Annotated in this window: 20 protein-coding genes; 14 read left to right on the top strand and 6 right to left on the bottom strand. The window is 40.6% G+C overall.

Going from position 1 to position 18,727, the window contains the following annotated elements; all coding sequences use genetic code 11:
- The first annotated feature begins 3 nt into the window (after positions 1–3).
- Together lpdA and ABC357_RS12100 are read left to right on the top strand one after the other, a co-directional pair.
- The gene (lpdA, locus tag ABC357_RS12105; RefSeq protein WP_412887745.1) at positions 4–1,413 is read left to right on the top strand and encodes a dihydrolipoyl dehydrogenase; all 1,410 of its coding nucleotides are present in this window, start codon (positions 4–6) and stop codon (positions 1,411–1,413) included.
- A gap of 163 nt (positions 1,414–1,576) precedes the next feature.
- Positions 1,577–1,801, top strand: a complete 225-nt coding sequence (locus tag ABC357_RS12100) for a hypothetical protein (protein WP_412887744.1) — start codon at positions 1,577–1,579, stop codon at positions 1,799–1,801.
- 207 nt (positions 1,802–2,008) lie between these two features.
- On the opposite strand, the gene ABC357_RS12095 is transcribed toward ABC357_RS12100, so the two are convergent.
- Complete coding sequence (locus ABC357_RS12095; RefSeq protein ID WP_412887743.1) at positions 2,009–2,452, bottom strand: DUF1885 family protein; 444 nt, start codon at positions 2,450–2,452, stop codon at positions 2,009–2,011.
- Between the two features lie 178 nt (positions 2,453–2,630).
- Between ABC357_RS12095 and ABC357_RS12090 the strand changes: the two genes are divergently transcribed.
- From ABC357_RS12090 to ABC357_RS12080, 3 genes are all read left to right on the top strand, one after another.
- The gene (locus tag ABC357_RS12090) at positions 2,631–2,789 is read left to right on the top strand and encodes a GapA-binding peptide SR1P (RefSeq protein WP_412887742.1); all 159 of its coding nucleotides are present in this window, start codon (positions 2,631–2,633) and stop codon (positions 2,787–2,789) included.
- 550 nt (positions 2,790–3,339) lie between these two features.
- Complete coding sequence (locus tag ABC357_RS12085) at positions 3,340–4,296, top strand: NAD(P)H-dependent flavin oxidoreductase (protein WP_412887741.1); 957 nt, start codon at positions 3,340–3,342, stop codon at positions 4,294–4,296.
- A 27-nt stretch (positions 4,297–4,323) separates the two neighbouring features.
- A complete protein-coding gene (locus ABC357_RS12080) occupies positions 4,324–4,593 on the top strand; it encodes a UPF0223 family protein (RefSeq protein ID WP_412887740.1) in 270 nt (89 codons plus the stop codon).
- A 64-nt stretch (positions 4,594–4,657) separates the two neighbouring features.
- Here the strand turns inward: ABC357_RS12080 and ABC357_RS12075 are convergent, their stop codons facing one another.
- Positions 4,658–5,278 (bottom strand): YktB family protein, encoded by a 621-nt coding sequence (locus ABC357_RS12075; protein ID WP_412887739.1) that lies wholly within the window; start codon positions 5,276–5,278, stop codon positions 4,658–4,660.
- 200 nt (positions 5,279–5,478) lie between these two features.
- On the opposite strand from ABC357_RS12075, the gene ABC357_RS12070 reads away from it, so the two are divergent.
- Together ABC357_RS12070 and ABC357_RS12065 are read left to right on the top strand one after the other, a co-directional pair.
- Positions 5,479–5,676, top strand: coding sequence for a hypothetical protein (locus ABC357_RS12070; RefSeq protein ID WP_412887738.1), 198 nt, complete (start codon positions 5,479–5,481; stop codon positions 5,674–5,676).
- A 309-nt stretch (positions 5,677–5,985) separates the two neighbouring features.
- The gene (locus ABC357_RS12065; protein WP_412887737.1) at positions 5,986–6,783 is read left to right on the top strand and encodes an inositol monophosphatase family protein; all 798 of its coding nucleotides are present in this window, start codon (positions 5,986–5,988) and stop codon (positions 6,781–6,783) included.
- Positions 6,784–6,857: 74 nt separating this feature from the next.
- Here ABC357_RS12065 and ABC357_RS12060 read toward each other — a convergent pair whose 3' ends face one another.
- Positions 6,858–7,040 carry a YlaF family protein gene (locus ABC357_RS12060; RefSeq protein WP_412887736.1) on the bottom strand — a complete coding sequence of 61 codons (183 nt, stop codon included), beginning with the start codon at positions 7,038–7,040 and terminating at the stop codon, positions 6,858–6,860.
- A 108-nt stretch (positions 7,041–7,148) separates the two neighbouring features.
- On the opposite strand from ABC357_RS12060, the gene typA reads away from it, so the two are divergent.
- Genes typA through ABC357_RS12045 form a run of 3 tightly spaced genes read left to right on the top strand, consistent with a single transcriptional unit; the run spans position 7,149 to position 9,686 of the window.
- A complete protein-coding gene (gene typA, locus ABC357_RS12055) occupies positions 7,149–8,993 on the top strand; it encodes a translational GTPase TypA (protein WP_412887735.1) in 1,845 nt (614 codons plus the stop codon).
- 27 nt (positions 8,994–9,020) lie between these two features.
- Positions 9,021–9,332 carry a YlaH-like family protein gene (locus ABC357_RS12050; protein WP_412887734.1) on the top strand — a complete coding sequence of 104 codons (312 nt, stop codon included), beginning with the start codon at positions 9,021–9,023 and terminating at the stop codon, positions 9,330–9,332.
- 48 nt (positions 9,333–9,380) lie between these two features.
- On the top strand, positions 9,381–9,686 hold the full coding sequence (locus ABC357_RS12045) for a hypothetical protein (RefSeq protein WP_412888654.1): 306 nt from the start codon (positions 9,381–9,383) through the stop codon (positions 9,684–9,686).
- Positions 9,687–9,765: 79 nt separating this feature from the next.
- Here the strand turns inward: ABC357_RS12045 and ABC357_RS12040 are convergent, their stop codons facing one another.
- Complete coding sequence (locus ABC357_RS12040) at positions 9,766–9,966, bottom strand: YlaI family protein (protein WP_412887733.1); 201 nt, start codon at positions 9,964–9,966, stop codon at positions 9,766–9,768.
- A 98-nt stretch (positions 9,967–10,064) separates the two neighbouring features.
- Entirely contained in the window at positions 10,065–10,577 is a 513-nt protein-coding gene (locus ABC357_RS12035; protein WP_412887732.1) for a YhcN/YlaJ family sporulation lipoprotein, read from the bottom strand.
- A 187-nt stretch (positions 10,578–10,764) separates the two neighbouring features.
- Between ABC357_RS12035 and ABC357_RS12030 the strand changes: the two genes are divergently transcribed.
- A complete protein-coding gene (locus ABC357_RS12030; protein ID WP_412888653.1) occupies positions 10,765–12,096 on the top strand; it encodes a PhoH family protein in 1,332 nt (443 codons plus the stop codon).
- A gap of 48 nt (positions 12,097–12,144) precedes the next feature.
- On the opposite strand, the gene ABC357_RS12025 is transcribed toward ABC357_RS12030, so the two are convergent.
- Positions 12,145–12,639: a peptidyl-prolyl cis-trans isomerase gene (locus ABC357_RS12025; RefSeq protein WP_412887731.1), complete on the bottom strand. Its 495-nt coding sequence runs from the start codon at positions 12,637–12,639 to the stop codon at positions 12,145–12,147.
- Between the two features lie 303 nt (positions 12,640–12,942).
- Between ABC357_RS12025 and ABC357_RS12020 the strand changes: the two genes are divergently transcribed.
- The 3 genes from ABC357_RS12020 (at position 12,943) to pyc (ending at position 18,305) form a co-directional block, all read left to right on the top strand.
- Complete coding sequence (locus ABC357_RS12020) at positions 12,943–13,224, top strand: Fpa/YlaN family protein (protein WP_412887730.1); 282 nt, start codon at positions 12,943–12,945, stop codon at positions 13,222–13,224.
- Positions 13,225–13,566: 342 nt separating this feature from the next.
- Positions 13,567–14,784, top strand: coding sequence for a putative lipid II flippase FtsW (gene ftsW / locus ABC357_RS12015; protein WP_412887729.1), 1,218 nt, complete (start codon positions 13,567–13,569; stop codon positions 14,782–14,784).
- Between the two features lie 77 nt (positions 14,785–14,861).
- A complete protein-coding gene (pyc, locus tag ABC357_RS12010) occupies positions 14,862–18,305 on the top strand; it encodes a pyruvate carboxylase (protein WP_412887728.1) in 3,444 nt (1,147 codons plus the stop codon).
- The last annotated feature ends 422 nt before the right edge of the window (positions 18,306–18,727 follow it).

Raw genomic sequence — 18,727 nt, 5'->3', positions numbered from 1 at the left:
AAGATGGTTGTAGGAGATTTCCCGATTGAAACAGATACTCTCGTAATTGGTGGGGGCCCTGGCGGATACGTTGCTGCTATCCGTGCAGCCCAACTGGGACAAAAAGTAACAGTAGTAGAAAAGGCAACTCTTGGCGGTGTTTGCTTAAACGTTGGATGTATTCCTTCAAAAGCATTGATTTCTGCTGGCCACCGTTATGAGCATGCTATGCATTCAGCGGATATGGGAATTACAGCTGAAAATGTAAAAATTGACTTTTCAAAGGTACAAGCTTTCAAATCCGGCGTAGTAAAGAAATTGACTGGCGGTGTAGCTGGCCTATTAAAAGGAAATAAAATCGATGTTGTTTACGGCGAGGCTTATTTCGTGGATGAACATACAATCCGTGTAATGGATGAAAATTCTGCCCAAACGTATACATTCAAAAATGCTATTTTAGCTACTGGATCAACACCGATTGAAATTCCTGCATTTAAATATTCTAAGCGTGTCATCGATTCAACTGGCGCATTGAACCTGGAAGAGCTTCCTAAGTCAATGGTTGTTATCGGTGGAGGATATATCGGTACTGAGCTAGGTGGAGCTTATGCTAACTTCGGTACTGAAGTAACTATTCTTGAGGGAACTGAAGAAATCCTGAACGGTTTTGAAAAACAAATGTCAGCATTAGTTAAACGCAATCTGAAGAAGAAAGGCGTTACAATTGAAACAAAAGCGATGGCTAAAGGCGTTGAAGAAACAGCTGATAAGGTTGTCGTAAAATACGAAGTAAAAGGCGAAGAAAAATCTGTTGAAGCTGATTATGTATTGGTTACAGTTGGAAGAAAACCAAATACACAAGAAATCGGCCTCGAGCAAGTAGGTATTAAGCTTTCTGAAAGAGGCTTGGTCGAAATCGATAAGCAATGCCGTACTAGTGTTAAAAATATCTATGCGATCGGTGATATCGTGGCTGGACCTCCTCTTGCCCATAAAGCTTCTTACGAAGGAAAAATTGCTGCTGAAGCAATCTCTGGCCATACTTCAGAAATTGATTATCTAGCGATTCCTGCAGTAGTATTCTCTGAGCCTGAATTGGCTTCTGTAGGATACACAGAACAACAAGCTAAAGATGAAGGCTTGGAAATCGTAGCAGGCAAATTCCCATTTGCTGCTAACGGCCGTGCACTATCATTGAATGAAACAGATGGTTTCATGAAACTTGTTACACGTAAAGAAGATGGCCTAGTAATCGGCGCTCAAATTGCTGGAGCAGGAGCATCAGATATGATTGCTGAACTTGGCCTGGCAATTGAAGCTGGCATGACAGCGGAAGATATTGCTATGACGATCCATGCTCACCCAACTTTAGGTGAAATTACAATGGAAGCAGCAGAAGTTGCTCTTGGTGCGCCAATCCATATCGTAAAATAATGTTCTGCATCAAGCCTAAAACGGACATGTCTCTTTTGAGACATGTCCGTTTTTTTTGTTGTTGTGCGCTACGTATGGGTGTCCGCAGTGATCCGGAAACGGAATGAAGTCAGCGGCAAACCTTCTCCTCAAGGGACACGGACAATCTCAATGGATGTAACCGTTGAGTGGTCAAATCCCTTTAGTGATGGTGTTGGTGATAGAGGGAGTGTTGGAATACCCCTTCTGCCTGATCGATTCTGTGGCTGTTATCATAAATAAGTTTGGACAAACATACAATATGGTGAATATGGAAGTATATGTTTTGCAATCGGAGATGATGATGGATGAAAAGTTATGCGGTATTTTTAATCCAATGGATTGTGTGGAGCGGTTATTCGTTAGCTGAATGGCTGTCAAGCCATGACCGTTTTATTTATAAAGTGCTGATGTTCATAGTTTTTTTTCAAATTGCAATGACTATAGGGAAAAAGTTATTGGAAAATAAAACAAAATCACTTATTCTCACTCTTTTATCATTGTTTTGCTATCTTTCTATTCATTTCGTATTTATAGAATTCTGGCTGCATTCAGCTTGATGAACGGCACCGAAAACTTATTTTCGGCTATAATCATATTTTATGCGCTTGTTGAAGAGATGAAATTCTCCTTTGAGCTTTTTTGAAAGGTAAGAGCCTATTTCATTTGCTTTATCCTTATCGCCGAATGTAGATGTATTCAATAAGTGTATGCCAAGTTGATTGGAGAGTATGCCGGCGGATTCACCTTTAGAAATTGATTGTTCGATTGCAATGACAATGAAACTGTAGCTCTCTAAATGGGAAGAAAGATAAATCCATCGTCCTTTTCCATCGTCTGTCTCCTTTATTTCGTAAGGAAATGAATAATCGCCATAGTTCCAATCGACTTGTTTCCCTGTTTTATTTTGAGCCTCTTTATATTGACCCAAAAGTGAAATGACTTCTTGAATCGTTACCGTTTGTTTTTCTGATTGAGGCATTAACTTTACATAGGCGCTTTCTGTTATGTGCAGTTCCATCTAATTCCTCCTTTTGTTTAGTTTCCATTTTATTCTAGCATTCGTTGAATGATGAATTCAATAGGAGGAGAGGTAGGGATTCGAGGAATGAAACAGGTCAATTTGAAAAAATTTTTTTAATGTTACATACAATTTGGACTTGATTATTCTAATGTGTTATATTATTATGTGAATAAGGATGGTAAAGCGTTTACATTATGCTAATAAAGGGGTTGGAATAATGGGAACATTAATTTGTCAAACATGTAACAGCACGATCGATTCTTTTGAGGACGAAAAAGTGAGTGTGCTCTACTCTAACTGTGACCACTGCAAATGCCATGGGGATGAAGAATAACTTAATTGAATAATAGATGTAAAGATGCCGTTAGACCAGGCATCTTTTTTATGTGTGAAAAACGACTCTAAAATCGGTCTATAGTTCTCGATATGTAAATGTTTGATTGGGCCATTATAAGAAAGTATTGAGATATTGAATTAATCATAGTAAATGACGGTTTTTCAGTTAGGTTATGATTCTATAGGAAAAGACCAGGAAATCCCCCGAACTTTTGCCTGAATAAGGGTAAAAGGGCAGAACTCTTTTGTATATGGAAATGTTCACATGACTGCCTAATTCATGTGAACATTGGATTTTCCTCTTAGGGAAATAAGTGCAGATAAGCGATTTATAGAAGGATGAATGTTTCAGAAATATAACTTACCCATTCAATCAACGGATGTTCATTGATATAATGTCACTTATAACGGTTTATGATTTTTAGGTAAGGGAGCATTTTATTTTCTTACATAATAGCGCTAGGAAATATCTTGTTACAAATAACAGCTACACATGTATCCTTATGTGGAGTGAAAAAACAAGTGATTAATAACGGAGGGATGTTTATATGCAATGGAAAACAAGAGTGACTGACATGTTGGGCATTACCTATCCAATCATTCAAGGAGGCCTTGCCCATTTGGCTTATGCAGATTTAGCGGCAGCTGTATCGAATGCTGGAGGCCTGGGGCAAGTGACTGCAATGAGCCTTGGAAATCCCGAATTGCTAAAAGAAGAGATGAGAAAGGTAAAACAAATGACAGATGCTCCTTTTGCAGTCAACTTCGCGATCGGGGCGCATGATCGGCCGTTTATCCCTTACATTGAAGCAGCATTGGAAGAAGGGATGGAGATTGCCACCATTACAGGAGGCAATCCTAAGCCTGTATTTCAAGCTCTTGAAGGAACAAATGTGAAAAAATTAGTCCTTGTTGCCGCCAAACGCCAAGCGCAAAAAGCAGAAGAATTGGGTGCAGATGCTGTCATAGTGGTTGGGCAGGAGGGAGGGGGGCATTTAGGCAGGGATGACCTTGGTACGATGGTGCTTGTCCCTCAGGTAGTGGATGCAGTTAAGATCCCTGTCATTGCTTCAGGTGGCATTGGAGACGGCAGAGGAATGATGGCTGCGCTCAGCTTAGGGGCAGAAGGGATAGAGATGGGTACACGGTTCATAGCCACAAAAGAATGTGTAGATGCCAATCCATTATATAAAAAGGCATTAATCGAAGGATCAGAGCAGGATACTGTGATTATTAAACGATCACTGGGAGCGCCGGCAAGAGCTATTTCAAATGCTTGGACAGATAAAATACTTGAGCTTGAAAAAGCAAATGCAGGGTATACTGAATTAAAAGACTATATAAGCGGCAGCACGAATAAAAAATACATACACGATGGAAAGCTGGAGGAAGGATATGCTTGGGCAGGGCAGGTGCTGGGTATGATTAAAGATGAGCCCACTGTCCAGGAGCTATTCGATTCCATGATAGCAAAAGCAGAAGAAATCCGCTGCAAATGGCGGTAATTGGTATAAAGAAAAGAGGAATATAAGATGGATTATCAATACCCGATTGATATAGATTGGAACACAGAGGAAATTGTGGATTGCATCGCTTTTTTTGAAGCAGTCGAAAATGTATATGAAAAAGGTTTGGGCAGAGAGGAATTCATGAGTAAGTATCGGAGATTTAAAGAGATTGTACCAAGCATTGCGGGAGAGAAAAAAATTTGCGGCGAATTTGAAGAAGTAAGCGGTTATTCATCATACCGTGCTGTCAAAGCTGCAAAATCAATGGATGATGACCAAATCATCAAATTATAAAAATGAAAAAGCTGACGGATTGGACCGTCAGCTTTTTTGCATGGTTTTCCCTATGCCAAAATGTTTATTCCATTTTGTACAGGGGTAATAATTGTACAAACACTTCAGAACATTTATTGATGAAAGCTTCACCATCCAGTTCCAACGCTTGTTCGCGGGGAATTTGATAGCCGCAAAGAATTTCAGCTTTCTTCACATTCTGAAGGCGGATGAACATGTTTTCTAGCTCTTCATCCGAGAGATCTTTATGTTGCTTGGTATCTGGTTTCGTGTGGTCTATAGACCACACGAAATCCTCAGGGATATTTTTTCTGATTGTATGTACATTCTCCTGCAAATGCTTGCCGATATCAGCTTTCATGGGTGCTTCATAAATGACCGCATACCATATGAACACATGCGTTTCCCATAGGCCGATTTGAAAGTGGGGCATCATTTTGTAACCGCGTTTATTGGCGGCAAAAGCGACCCAAGTGTCATCGGGAGGATTTACTGAACGTCTTGCATGTTTAGCAACATGGGGAAAAAGTTCCTGTCCGCTTAGAACAGACAATTCTTGTGCAAAATGTGTTCCCAAATAGTCAAGTTTCGGACGAATGCGGCTCTGTAGAGCTTCCATTCTCGGTTCCAGGCCATTTATTTTAAAAACATTAAAGTCTGTAGCTTTAAATCCATTGAATTTCATGGAGTGCCTCCTTGTTATTAACTTGTTATTATGATGTTAACTATAGTGTAACATAGCGGCGAATATATCTTGAAATAATGTGATATTTGGGAAAAAACGACATACAATGAATAACACTATACAGAAGGTGCATTAAGAGTTGTTTCACATACACTATATAGAGTCATTTGTTGATTTTATAAAAAAAGGGGTGTACGACTATGAAACAAGTGATGAATTCCACCATTAAATCAAAGCAATTTGAAAAATACCGCGCCGCTGTACTCAGGTTGGAACTCGATTATGAATTATCCACATTATTCGAAGCTATCCAAAATGATAATGAGGAACAGAAAACCCAATCAAAAAGCAAATTGGAAAAGATCAGAAAAGAACTTATGAAATTGCAAGCCTTATAAATTTAGTCAATTAGATGAAGAGGCAATCCGCGGGGCGTAATCTTTGGATAAGCCCGTTTTGCTTTTTTTAGCGTTTGCTTGGGAGTGCCGCTTCCACTTTTCTTTGGGTCTAGCTGCAGCGGCAAGGTCCTCGAGGTCATAAGCCAGGAATAGCCAAAGGCGAAGAGCGGCCTTTGAACGATTCCTTTCTTATGCAAGTCGGACCTGTTCAAACCGCTTTCATTTTTCAGTTTATAAGCGTTCTTAGTATGTATTTTTAGGATGTTTTCATATAATAGAGATAATTATAGAGATGCTGAGGTGTGATGTATGGAATCAGTCGATTGGAAAGAGATCGAGAGTGCAGCCATTGTTTGGATGAAGGAAGCGGGAGAAAGGATCAAAGCCTCCTTTCATTCCGTTTTACATGTTGAAACCAAAAGTGACCGTACCGACTTGGTAACAGATATTGACCGTGATATTGAATTGTTTCTGAGAGAAAAAATAATGGGTGCTTACCCTGCGCATCAAATTATGGCAGAGGAAGGGATGGGGGACTCTGTTAGAGATTTGGAAGGGATCGTCTGGTTTGTCGATCCGATCGACGGTACTTCAAATTTCATTCATCAGCAACGGAATTTTGCTATTTCAATCGGTATATATGAAGAAGGTATCGGCCGGCTAGGGTTGATTTATGACGTTGTCCATGATGAAATGTACCATGCCATTAAAGGTGAAGGCTGTTTTCTGAATGGATCGCGGCTATCAAAACTAGAGCCGGTTACTTTGGAGAAAAGCATGATTGCATTGAACGCCTCTTGGCTGATCCCGAAAAAAGCGATTTCCTCGGAGCGTGTAATCAAAATGGTAAGGGCAGCCCGAGCAACGAGGTCTTTCGGTTCTGCTGCGTTGGAATTGGCAAGTGTCGCCTCCAACCGGATTGATGCCTACATGTCCTTAAGGCTCGCTCCTTGGGATTTTGCTGCTGGCGCTGTTTTGATAGAAGAGGTTGGCGGGATTGTGACCGATATAAAAGGCGAAAAGCTGGATTATCTAAAAGGAGGTACGTTCCTCGTTTCAAAACCAGGGCTTCATGGTGAAATAATCGATACGCTTTTTGGCAATTGAATAGCTTACATAAAAAAACAGCCGTTTAGATGACGGCTGTTTTTTCTTTCCATGTGGTTTACCCCTTGAACAAATTATAACTTGCCTGCTTCTCGAAATTTCTTTTTAAGAGAAAAGCCGAATCCCATGACTGCGCATAAAGCAAGCAAGGTTAAAATGATGCCTATTACACTGCGATAGCTGATGCTGATTGCTGTTCCTGCCATACAGAAAGCTGCCAGGAAAGCCAATCCTAAAAATAGTGCTTTTGGATTCATTTGTTTCACCCCTTCTGCCTATCATTTTACATAATTTATTTGCTTTTATCTACTATATGGGTATGATATAATAAATAAGTTAATCTGAATTATTAGGAGTGGAAATGGTTGAATCTTCGTAAAGATATACGCAATATAGCAATTATAGCACACGTTGACCATGGTAAAACGACATTGGTTGACCAATTATTAAAACAGTCTGGAACTTTCAGAGCAAATGAGCATGTTGAAGAAAGAGCTATGGATTCCAACGATATCGAAAGAGAACGCGGTATCACAATCCTGGCTAAAAATACAGCGGTACGTTACCATGATACAAAAATCAATATCCTTGATACGCCTGGACACGCTGACTTCGGTGGAGAAGTGGAACGAATCATGAAAATGGTTGATGGTGTTGTCCTTGTGGTTGACGCATATGAAGGATGCATGCCGCAAACCCGATTTGTTTTGAAAAAAGCGTTGGAGCAAAAAATTACTCCAATTGTCGTAGTTAATAAAATTGACCGCGATGCAGCGAGACCGGAAGCGGTAGTTGACGAAGTGATCGACTTATTCATCGAATTGGATGCAAATGAAGATCAATTGGATTTCCCGGTTGTATATGCATCAGGCATCAATGGAACTGCTTCATTAAGCCCGGATCCTGCCGATCAGGAAGAGAATATGGAAGCACTATTCCAATCAATCGTTGAAAATATCCCGGCTCCTGTCGATAACCGCGAAGAGCCTTTACAATTCCAAATTGCATTGCTTGATTACAATGACTATGTAGGCCGTATCGGAATCGGGCGTGTTTTCCGTGGGACAATGAAAGTAGGCCAACAGGTTGCTTTAATGAAGCTTGACGGAAGCGTTAAACAATTCCGTGTTACGAAAATCTTCGGTTTCTCCGGCCTTAAGCGTGTGGAAATCGATGAAGCATATGCTGGTGACTTGGTAGCCGTATCGGGCATGGAAGACATCAACGTCGGCGAGACAGTTTGTCCTGCTGAACACCAAGAAGCATTGCCGGTGCTTCGCATTGATGAACCTACTTTGCAAATGACATTCCTTGTGAATAACTCTCCATTTGCAGGGCGTGAAGGTAAATGGGTGACTGCACGTAAAATTGAAGAAAGACTGCAATTGCAATTGCAAACAGATGTCAGTCTTCGCGTAGATCCAACTGACTCGCCGGATGCTTGGGTTATCTCAGGCCGCGGAGAATTGCATTTATCTATCCTGATTGAAAACATGAGACGTGAAGGTTTCGAATTGCAAGTGTCAAAACCTGAGGTAATTGTCCGTGTCATTGATGGCGTGCGCTGTGAACCAGTTGAGAGAGTTCAAATAGACATTCCTGAAGAGCATACTGGCGCAATCATGGAATCATTGGGGGCGCGTAAAGGTGAAATGCAGGATATGGTCAATAATGGAAATGGCCAAGTCCGATTGCAATTCCTAGTTCCTGCACGGGGCTTGATCGGTTATTCAACTGAATTCCTTACACTTACTCGTGGATTCGGGATCTTGAACCATACATTTGACAGCTATCAGCCAATGGCTACCGGCCAAGTAGGTGGACGCCGCCAAGGGGTGCTCGTTTCTATGGAAACTGGCAAGGCGACTCAATACGGCATTATGGGCGTTGAGGACCGTGGTGTGATTTTTGTTGAACCGGGCACTGAAATTTATGAAGGTATGATTGTCGGGGAACATAACCGCGAAAACGACCTTACAGTCAATATTGTAAAAGCAAAACAAATGACGAACATGCGTAGTGCCAACAAAGACCAGACAACCACTATGAAGAAACCTCGCATTATGTCACTGGAAGAAGCATTGGAATATTTGAATGAAGACGAGTACTGTGAGGTAACTCCAGAAAGTATCCGCCTTCGTAAAAAAATCCTTGATAAAGGTGAACGTGAACGTGTAGCGAAAAAGAAAAAAATCGCTGAAACAAACTAATGCGAATGTAATAGGGGGATAAATGGGATGGACGTTACTGACCGCTTATCATTTTTTGCCGCTTTATTTGAGGTTGACCAAAATCCGGAAGTGGGAATGCGCTATTTATATGTGACCATTTTGGTGCTGACAATCATCGTATATAATCTAGGCTTCGCAAAGAAATTAAATTTGCTCCAGAACGTGATTATTTATGTGTGTTTAGCACTGGGTTGCACTATACTAACCTTTTTTGCCGCATTTCTGCCGATGGCGGAAGGATTATTTCTGACCGCTTTATTTTTGGGGATTTACCGTTTTCGCCTGCATCTTCATAGGAGAGCCGAAAAAAATGCGTAATGAACAAACATCTTGGTCATATTCATCAAGAGCCCAATTGCGTTGAAAGTGAAAGGAGTCGATTTAACTATGTCGCTTCAAGATGCTTTATACAATTGGTTATGTATGAAAGTGGTGCACGATGCCCGTCCGGGAGACAGCGCCGCCGAGGAAACGTGCGATTTTTTCCGCAGTATACTGGAAAAGGAGCACCTACTTACCCAGGTAGAAGCCAGCAAGGAAAAGGATATGTATTCCGTAACGTTCGTAAAAGATGAAGAGAAACGGCATGCCCGTTTCCCTATCGATCTCATTGAATGCATACTGAACAGCATTGAAGAAAACCCTGAACGATATAAGTCTTATGAAGTATAATGAAAAAGCATCGCCTGATTTTTCTTAAGGCGATGCTTTTTCATTTTGGCATATATGTGTTTGCAAGTACTTGGTGATTTTACCAGTCTTTTTCTTTGTTTTCAGGTTTGTGGAATTGGAAATTGCCTGTTTGAAGCCTGTCATTGGTCCGTTCGGCAATCCGGTCATGGCAAACCTGGCACATATACGTGTGAATGGGACGGTTCCGCAATTTTTTGGCAACCGGAGAATCATTATTTATTGTTTCAATCGTATCGCAAATAACACATTTAACCTTCATCTTACACCTCTCGTATATGTTCTAGGTATAGTATATCACGTTTGAGGTATTAAGAATATTGTATAAAGGGATGGGTCACGCGGTACGTATCCAGCTGTTTATTTTCGGGGAGCTGTATGCTCCGTATTGGTCTCCGCCGATGTTTCTGGCACAATACGCTGTGCTATATCGCTTAATTCTTCCAATATCCCAGTGACCGGTTTCCCGGCTGCAATATCATTGCCTACTTTTTTCAAAGAAGCAAGAATATCCGGATCAGCTACAATCAATGCGTTCTGTCCATCTTTTTCGTTTTTAACTGCATCCGCCACTTGCTGTTTTACTTGTGCCACTTTCTCTTTATCGAGATTTTGATCCACATCGACAGCTATGAATGAATAGGGGCCTAATACAATTGTTTCGACATTTTGGACCTCTGGCACTTTTCGGACAGCTTCTTTTAAAGCTGTGGATGCCTTTTGGCTGTCATCATTGTCCATTGTATTGACATTCCCTTGATTCTGTTCGGTTGAGTCATTTGTACGATTGTTATCCCCTGCGTCCTTATTATTCATTTGGCAGCCGCCTGCAATCAACAACAATACGAGAAAAGCCATTCTGAATTTAGGCATATTGATTTAATCCTCCAGCCTTCATTTTTTGTCTTCCATCTTATTTTGCAGTTGTCCTTCTAACTTTATTCTCTTGGACATATATTTTTAGCAATACCCACATGCGATTCATATACTGAAGGTACATACGTATCTGATCAAAGGACACGTGCGAACAATCGAAATATTTCCGGCAGGGGGCATTATGTTGAACAAAATATATGTGTTGGATACGAACGTCTTATTGCAGGATCCCTATTCCATTTATTCATTCGAAGAAAATGAGGTGGTCATACCGGCTGTTGTGCTGGAGGAAGTTGACTCGAAGAAAAGAAATCTCGATGAGGTGGGAAGGAACGCAAGGCTTGTATCAAAACTAATAGATAATCTCAGAAGGTCGGGAAAATTGCACGAAACGATCAAGCTCCATAATGGGGGGACGATAAGAATTGAATTGAACCATAAATATTTCTATCAGCTTCAGGAAATATTTGTTGAAAAGACGAATGATAATCGAATATTGGCGGTTGCCAAAAATTTATCGATTGAGGAACAGGCAAAGGAGGCTGGAGGAAAGGAGGTCATCCTTGTTTCAAAAGATACACTTGTCCGGGTAAAGGCAGATGCAATCGGGCTTATTGCCGAGGATTTCCTGAGCGACCGGGTTGTGGAATTGGATCAAATATATAGCGGATTTAATGAAATGTATATACCGAGAGAAACTCTAGACCGTTTTTATGAAAAAGGGGAACTGTTTATAACCGATTTAGCGAATCATCCTTTCTACCCAAATCAGTTCCTGTTGATGAAGGATTCTCTCGGCGGGAGTGGATCGGCTATTGGGATGGTTGACGCGGAAGGCAAGAAAGTGAAAAAATTGGTTTTTGATCAGGAACGCGTGTGGGGCATAAAATCACGCAATGCACAGCAGACAATGGCAATGGAGTTGTTATTAAGAGATGATCTTCCTTTTGTAACGATGATCGGAAAAGCTGGGACAGGGAAAACATTATTGGCCCTTGCTGCAGCTCTTATGCAGACTGAGGACCTGGGCAAGTACCAAAAATTGCTTGTTGCAAGGCCGATTGTTCCTATGGGAAAGGACTTAGGTTATTTGCCGGGAGAAAAAGAAGAAAAGCTGAGACCATGGATGCAGCCTATTTATGATAATCTTGAGTTTTTATTCAATACCAAGAAGCCAGGGGAATTGGATGGCATATTGGCGGGGATTAATTCTATTGAGGTAGAGGCATTGACCTATATAAGAGGCAGAAGCATCCCTGAGCAATTTATGATTATTGATGAGGCGCAAAACTTAACGAAACATGAAGTGAAAACCATATTGACAAGAGTTGGAGACCGAAGCAAAATCATTTTAATGGGAGATCCCGAGCAGATCGACCATCCATACTTGGATGAACATAATAATGGATTGACTTATGCTATCGAAAAATTCAAGGACCAGGGAATCAGCGGGCATATTAAACTGGTTAAAGGTGAACGTTCGGCATTGGCACAGCTTGCAGCCAATATCTTATAGAGAGGAAAAAGGGCTGCCTAAGGAAGCCCTTTTCTAATTCGTTTATTCCTATTCTACGCGAAAAGCGCGAACGTGAGTGATTTTTTCATCCATTGTTGAGCCATAATAAACATGGACAGGCCCATCTTCCTTTAAAGCTTTCCCTTTATGAGAAAAACAAAGGATTAATTGGTTTGCTTCTTGTAGTGGAAAAGGATGATGTTCTCCATTTTCCGTTTCAACAATAACTTTTTCGGCATTCTCTCCCGGTTCGCTATTCTGAAGGAAATCGCGGAAGTAAATACCGTATGATTCTGTTTTGAGTTCCTGTTTATTATACTTGCGCTTCGGTTTTTTGGTAGGCGGAAGTTGTGCGCCTTCAGTCATCTCTTTATCCCAATGGGCAGAGACAGCCTTTGTGTAAGCTTCCAAGTCTTCCGGAGCTTCATTAGTATCATTGAAGAAATCATCCATTTTTTTCTTTCGGTCATCAAAAATCCAAACGCTAGGATCCAGTGTAATAGAAAATCGGACATTTCCTAAGATCGGTACAATACTTTCCATATGTAATCCCTCATTTTCCTGAATTCATTCTCATCTATCAGTATATAGAATCAAACAACTATTGGAAAATGGAATGCATTCATAAAACAAACAATTTTTTAAATCCTTTAGTCAAAAAAGAGAGATTTGGAAAAATTTTAGTAGTATTTATAGAGAAGCGATTTACTTTTACAGTTTATAGGGGTAAAATAGCAGTTAACGTTTATAAATTCAACACTTGATAATTCTTGCGTTTTCAACATAGAAAGGTTAAAATTTAGAGATAGATTAGTTAGTTAATCGCTCTGAAATGGGGGATTTTATATGACATCAGAAATGCTGATCAATCATCAAGAAAAAGCATTTGCAATCCTTAAAGCAGATGCCGATAAAATATTAAAGTTAATCAAAGTTCAAATGGATAACCTCACGATGCCTCAATGCCCTCTGTATGAAGAAGTTTTGGATACCCAAATGTATGGTCTTTCCAGAGAAATTGATTTTGCAGTACGGTTAGGTTTAGTTGAAGAGGATGAGGGTAAATCACTTTTAGAGCAACTTGAGAGAGAGTTATCAGCTTTGCATGAAGCGTCATTGAAAAAATAACAGTTCTCTTCAAAACTCAAACAATGCTTTTCCGTTGTTTGAGTTTTTTTGAATCATTTTTCATGTATAATGGTTCTGATAAGTCTTTTATTTCACACTCAACCGTTTACATAATTTTCTAAATGCCAAGACTATTAGGGAAGCCGCTTTACATGCATTATTTTTAATATTCAACATATTCAAAAAATAATTGCCCCCTTTCTTAAAAGGTTTCAAAAATATCATTAAATGAGTGTATTTCAGAAATAGAATAAGGATATTGAGTATATCACATTCATTTATTGTGTTATACTATATTCAGCCGATTCTTTTCTGTTAACACATAAAGAAGAGGTCGATTACATGTTTAAAAAAATAGCAAAATCCTATGATTATAGTTTGATAGTGTCGATCGTTCTTTTGAGTTTATTCGGCCTTGTTATGATTTACAGTGCCAGTTCGGTTGTTGCACCGACCAGATATGGCGTGCCCAGCGATTATTTTTTCCAGAAGCAAAAGTTCCATTTAATTTTAGGGTTGTTTATCCTTGTATTGTTTGCTTTAATACCGTATAAGGTGTATCAATCACGTAAAGTGCTGAAAACGATCTTTTTTGGATCGATAGCGGCACTGGCCCTGCTATTCATCATTGGCCACACATCGAATAACGCCCAAAGCTGGATTAAACTGGGAGGCAGCATGATACAGCCTTCCGAATTTATTAAGGTGGGTATGATCGTCTATCTTTCTGCAGTTTATGCAAAAAAACAAAGCTATATCAACAACTTCAATTATGCTGTTATGCCCCCAATCATATTTTTGGGGATCATATGCGGAATGGTCATGATGCAGCCTGACTTCGGGACAGCACTCATCATATTTTCCATAGCGGCAACTATTATCCTGTCGAGCGGGATGGGCATGAAAAGCATTATGAAGCTTGTCGGTATTTTGGCTGCAGTAGCTTTATTGCTCTCTCCTATTATTCTTATTAAGAAAGATGAGATATTCTCAGATACGAGAATGGGCCGTATCAATAGTTTTCTTGATCCTTTCCAATATGAGAAAGGGGAAGGCTATCAACTGGTTAATTCCTATATTGCCATTGGATCCGGTGGCGTTAAAGGCCAGGGACTAGGCGAGAGCATCCAAAAGTATGGATACCTGCCAGAACCGCACACTGACTTTATCATGGCTGTTATTTCAGAAGAGCTAGGGATATTCGGAGTAGGCTTTGTCTTGGTGCTATTAGGGTTTATTATTCTTAAAGGGTACAGGATAGCAGGAAGGTGCAGGGATCCGTTTGGCAGCCTGTTGGCCATCGGTATTTCTAGTATGATCGGCATTCAATCATTTATCAATCTTGGTGGATTGACTGGAATTATTCCAATTACGGGCGTCCCGCTGCCGTTTGTTTCATACGGGGGTTCCTCTATTATTCTACTTTCCATTTCGATGGGGATCCTCATAAACGTGGCTATGTTTTCTACATATGAAAACAGATATAAGTACCGTACTCAAGAGACGGTCGTTCCAAATCAAGAAACAGCAAAGGGCGTTCGCCATTTTTCTGTTAAATAGGTGTACCATCAAAGGGACCAAACCATGGTTTCTTTGTTCACATATTTCTACTAAATTTTAAAAAGTGGGTGTTGAGATTGGAAAGACGTATTAAAAAGGTGCTTGCCGCCAACCGTGGCGAAATTGCCATTAGAGTATTCAGAGCATGTACGGAGTTGAATATCCGCACAGTAGCGATTTATTCGAAGGAAGATTCCGAATCTTACCACCGGTTTAAAGCAGATGAAGCATACTTGGTCGGTGAAGGCAAGAAGCCGATTGATGCTTATCTTGATATTGAAGGGATTATTGAAATCGCTAAAGATGCCAATGTAGATGCGATTCATCCAGGGTATGGATTCCTCTCGGAAAATATCGATTTTGCCAGAAGATGTGAAGAAGAAGGCATTATTTTCATCGGACCTGAAACGAAGCATTTAGATATGTTTGGCGACAAAGTCAAAGCCCGTACTCAAGCCATTCAGGCTGATATCCCGGTTATCCCGGGCAGCGATGGCCCTGTAAATTCCGTTGATGATGTGATTGCTTTCGGCAATGAGCATGGATTCCCGATCATTATTAAAGCATCATTGGGCGGCGGCGGCCGCGGCATGAGGATTGTGCATAGCCTTGAAGAGGTTCAGGATGCATATGATCGTGCGAAATCAGAGGCGAAAGCTGCTTTCGGAAGCGATGAAGTTTATGTAGAAAAATATGTGCAAAACCCAAAACATATTGAAGTTCAAATTCTAGGTGATGCAGAAGGGAATATCGTTCATCTATACGAAAGAGATTGTTCCGTACAAAGACGCCACCAAAAGGTTGTAGAGTTGGCGCCGTCTGTTTCATTGCCGGATGAGCTTCGCCACGCAATATGCGATGCAGCTGTCAAATTAATGAACAATGTAAAATATGTGAACGCAGGAACTGTAGAGTTTCTTGTTTCAGGCGGGAAGTTTTATTTCATCGAAGTGAATCCGCGTGTGCAAGTAGAACATACGGTTACTGAAATGATTACAGGAATTGATATTGTTCAATCACAAATCCTCATCGCTGAAGGATATAGCTTACATAGCGACAAGGTAAATATTCCTGAGCAAAAGGATATTCCTTTATTCGGGTATGCGATCCAATCCCGTATTACAACCGAAGACCCATTAAACAATTTTATGCCTGATACCGGAAAAATCATGGCTTATCGTTCTGCGAGCGGTTTCGGTGTCCGCTTGGATGCAGGCAATGCGTACCAAGGCGCTGTCATTACTCCATATTACGATTCCTTGCTTGTGAAAGTCTCAACATGGGCGTTAACGTTTGAGCAAGCATCGAACAAGATGATCCGTAACCTAAAAGAATTCCGGATTCGCGGCATTAAAACAAATATCCCATTCCTTGAGAATGTCATTAAGCATGAAAAATTCAAGAATGGAAACATTGATACATCCTTTATTGATCAAACACCGGAACTTTTTGTGTTCCCGGTCCGAAAAGACAGAGGGACCAAAATGCTATCCTATATCGGAAACGTTACAATTAATGGCTTTCCAGGGATTGAAAATAAGGAAAAACCGGATTTTGATCGTGCGCGGGGAATTGTCTTGCCGTTTGGGGCTGATTATCAGCCAGGAACGAAACAAATTCTCGATGAACGCGGTGCAGATGGATTAGTGCAATGGGTGAAAGAGCAAAAAGAAGTGTTGGTCACAGACACCACATTCCGTGATGCACATCAATCCTTGCTGGCGACTCGCGTGCGTACAAATGACTTGGTCCATATTGCTGAGCCGACTGCGAAGCTACTGCCAAATCTGTTCTCTACTGAAATGTGGGGTGGGGCCACATTTGATGTTGCATATAGATTCCTGAAAGAAGATCCATGGGACCGTCTATTGGCCCTTAGAGAAAAAATGCCGAATGTTTTATTCCAAATGCTCCTTAGAGGGGCAAATGCTGTTGGCTATAAAAATTATCCGGATAATGTGATACGTGAATTTGTGCAATTATCTTCACAGGGCGGAATAGATGTTTTCCGTATTTTTGACAGCCTCAATTGGGTTAAAGGAATGGAAACGGCAATTGATGCAGTCAGACAAAATGGGAAAATCGCTGAGGCTGCTATTTGCTATACAGGCGATATAGAAGATCCTACACGCACTAAGTTCACAACTGAATACTATAAAAATCTTGCCAAGGAATTGCAAGATCAAGGTGCCCATATATTGGCCATCAAGGATATGGCAGGTCTGTTGAAACCTTCGGCAGCCTATCGTTTAATATCTGAATTGAAGGAAGCCATTGATATTCCAATTCATTTGCATACACATGATACAAGCGGCAATGGAATTCTGACTCTCAGCAAAGCGATTGATGCAGGTGTGGATATTGTCGATACGGCTATTAGCTCAGTGGCAGGAATGACTTCACAGCCTAGCATGAATACGTTATGTTATGCGCTTGAAGGTTCAGATCGCCAACCTAAAATCGATATCGCAGCGACTGAAAAGTTAAGCAATTACTGGGAGGATGTACGAAAATATTATAAGGAATTTGAAAGTGGACTGATAGCTCCCCATACGGATGTATATAAGCATGAAATGCCTGGCGGGCAATACAGCAACTTGCAGCAACAGGCAAAAGCTGTAGGTCTCGGGGAACGGTGGGAAGAAGTAAAAGATATGTATCGAAGAGTCAATCTATTGTTCGGAGATATCGTTAAGGTAACACCTTCTTCAAAAGTAGTCGGCGATATGGCGCTCTTCATGGTACAGAATAACCTGGATGAAGAATCTGTAATTACTAAAGGAGAAAGCATTGATTTCCCTGATTCAGTTATTGAATTGTTCTCAGGAATGCTGGGCCAAACAGTAGGCGGTTTCCCTAAAGAACTTCAAAAAGTGATACTAAAAGGAAAAGAAGCGATAACTATCCGTCCTGGTGAATTGCTTGAAGATGTTGATTTCAATCAATTGAGAGAAGAGTTATTTAAGGAAATCAAACGCCCTGTCACAAGCTTTGATATCATCGCCTATGCTCTATACCCTAAAGTATTCCTGGAATACGCTAAGACAGTTGAACGGTTCGGCAATATATCCCGCCTCGATACACCGACCTTCCTTTATGGCATGAATATCGGTGAAGAAGTCGAAGTGGAAATTGAAAAAGGAAAAACGCTGATTGTTAAATTAGTAAGCATCTCCCAAGCACATCCTGATGGGACTCGGACTCTGTATTTCGACCTGAATGGTCAGCAACGTGAAATCAATATTAAAGACGAAAGCATTAAATCCACAGTCGCCGTGAAGCCAAAAGCTGATCATGCTAATCCTACACACATCGGCGCCACTATGCCGGGAACTATCGTTAAAGTTTTGGTTGAAAATGGTGCGAAGGTGAAGAAGGGGGACCATTTGATCATCACTGAGGCAATGAAAATGGAAACAACTGTACAAGCACCTTTTGATGGAATAGTGAAGGCTGTACATGCAAATAATGGAGAGCCTATCTCTACAGGCGACCTATTGATGGAAGTTGAGAAGAACTAAACAAACTGAACGAGCATGTCTAATGAAGTGCGGATGTAGGCAGCGTTTATCTATTGCTGTACTTAATGAGTAAATTCATATGCAACAAGAATGCACCGCTTTAAAAGGCGGTGCGTTCTTGTTGATAGCAACCATTTTATAGGAGTTATAAGAGGGCAAATTCATATATTTGAAAGCTAAGTGTTTTATGTTACAAATGGAGAAAGCAAGGGGAGAGAAGAGGCCACTGGCTAGTTTGTCCTTCATTTCATTTTGAATGACTTAGCTTACTATGAAAAGGAATAACCGTATTGCCCAATTAGGAAAAGCTGACATGCTTACAGGAGGGAATGCCTCTAATGTAATTCGTTTTGGGATAAGGTTTTATAGGGAATTAAAATGCATTGCCTGCAAAACCATACATCATTAACACATGTAGAAAT

Source organism: Bacillus kalamii (assembly GCF_047238185.1).
GTDB lineage: Bacteria > Bacillota > Bacilli > Bacillales > DSM-1321 > Bacillus_AD.
The sequence above is the reverse complement of the archived record's forward strand: the minus strand, read 5'-3'. Positions and strand labels throughout refer to the sequence as shown.

What these genes read in the sequence shown, in the direction of transcription:
- lpdA (WP_412887745.1), top strand. Translation starts at nt 4, where the DNA reads ATGGTTGTAGGAGATTTCCCGATTGAAACAGATACTCTCGTAATTGGT.
- ABC357_RS12095 (WP_412887743.1), bottom strand. Translation starts at nt 2,452, where the DNA reads ATGGAACTGCACATAACAGAAAGCGCCTATGTAAAGTTAATGCCTCAA.
- ABC357_RS12090 (WP_412887742.1), top strand. Translation starts at nt 2,631, where the DNA reads ATGGTAAAGCGTTTACATTATGCTAATAAAGGGGTTGGAATAATGGGA.
- ABC357_RS12085 (WP_412887741.1), top strand. Translation starts at nt 3,340, where the DNA reads ATGCAATGGAAAACAAGAGTGACTGACATGTTGGGCATTACCTATCCA.
- ABC357_RS12080 (WP_412887740.1), top strand. Translation starts at nt 4,324, where the DNA reads ATGGATTATCAATACCCGATTGATATAGATTGGAACACAGAGGAAATT.
- ABC357_RS12075 (WP_412887739.1), bottom strand. Translation starts at nt 5,278, where the DNA reads ATGAAATTCAATGGATTTAAAGCTACAGACTTTAATGTTTTTAAAATA.
- ABC357_RS12070 (WP_412887738.1), top strand. Translation starts at nt 5,479, where the DNA reads ATGAAACAAGTGATGAATTCCACCATTAAATCAAAGCAATTTGAAAAA.
- ABC357_RS12065 (WP_412887737.1), top strand. Translation starts at nt 5,986, where the DNA reads ATGGAATCAGTCGATTGGAAAGAGATCGAGAGTGCAGCCATTGTTTGG.
- ABC357_RS12060 (WP_412887736.1), bottom strand. Translation starts at nt 7,040, where the DNA reads ATGAATCCAAAAGCACTATTTTTAGGATTGGCTTTCCTGGCAGCTTTC.
- ABC357_RS12050 (WP_412887734.1), top strand. Translation starts at nt 9,021, where the DNA reads ATGGACGTTACTGACCGCTTATCATTTTTTGCCGCTTTATTTGAGGTT.
- ABC357_RS12040 (WP_412887733.1), bottom strand. Translation starts at nt 9,966, where the DNA reads ATGAAGGTTAAATGTGTTATTTGCGATACGATTGAAACAATAAATAAT.
- ABC357_RS12035 (WP_412887732.1), bottom strand. Translation starts at nt 10,577, where the DNA reads ATGCCTAAATTCAGAATGGCTTTTCTCGTATTGTTGTTGATTGCAGGC.
- ABC357_RS12025 (WP_412887731.1), bottom strand. Translation starts at nt 12,639, where the DNA reads ATGGAAAGTATTGTACCGATCTTAGGAAATGTCCGATTTTCTATTACA.
- ABC357_RS12020 (WP_412887730.1), top strand. Translation starts at nt 12,943, where the DNA reads ATGACATCAGAAATGCTGATCAATCATCAAGAAAAAGCATTTGCAATC.
- ftsW (WP_412887729.1), top strand. Translation starts at nt 13,567, where the DNA reads ATGTTTAAAAAAATAGCAAAATCCTATGATTATAGTTTGATAGTGTCG.